The organism is Neobacillus drentensis (assembly GCF_036966985.1).
GTDB lineage: Bacteria > Bacillota > Bacilli > Bacillales > Cytobacillaceae > Neobacillus > Neobacillus drentensis_E.
The window spans coordinates 622-1,237 of sequence record NZ_JBALSN010000376.1; the positions used below are offsets into that span (position 1 = coordinate 622).

Consider the following 616-nt stretch of genomic DNA (forward strand, 5'->3'; position numbering starts at 1 on the left):
AACAAAGGCACAATTTCTAAAAACTCAAAGTTTAAAAGATTTACTCCTTTCCTTTCAACATACTTGGGTAACGATTTTAAGTATTAATAAGCAGAGATTTACTGGAGTCTTAAGCGAGATTGATGAAGATTTTGCTACTTTAATTAATGGGGAAGAGCGGATATTAATTAAATTAGTTCATATCTCTAATATTCTCAAAGGATTTATTAAAGAAGAGGTTAAAAAGTCAGATTCATCAAATGATAACGGCAAAAATGATTCTAAAGGTTCATCGAATGGTTCCTCGGAAAAAGATGATTCTAAAAAAGATGATTCCAAAAAAGATGAGAAATCTAAGTCAGAATCAAAAAATGATTCCAAGAAAGAGGAAAAATCGAAGTCGGAATCAAAAGATGACAGTAAAAGTTCAGATAAAAAACAAAAATCTGAGAAAAATGACAAGAAACAAGATGAAGTAGTTATGGAAGAAGCTAATAATACGATGGTTTGGTCACAACCAATAAAAATTGAGTCTACAATGGTTCAAGCCAAGGATGACGGCCCTTCAAGCATTTTTAGGATCAAGAAATCTCATTCCGAAGAGAAGGACTCTGCTAAAACTTCTTCTGAATTGAAA

The 616-nt window shown here is 31.7% G+C and carries 1 protein-coding gene; it reads left to right on the top strand.

What is annotated here, in order from left to right; genetic code table 11:
• Nucleotides 1-616, top strand: a 616-nt coding sequence (locus tag V7659_RS22500) for a hypothetical protein (RefSeq protein WP_420491762.1), incomplete at both ends; no start/stop codon positions are given.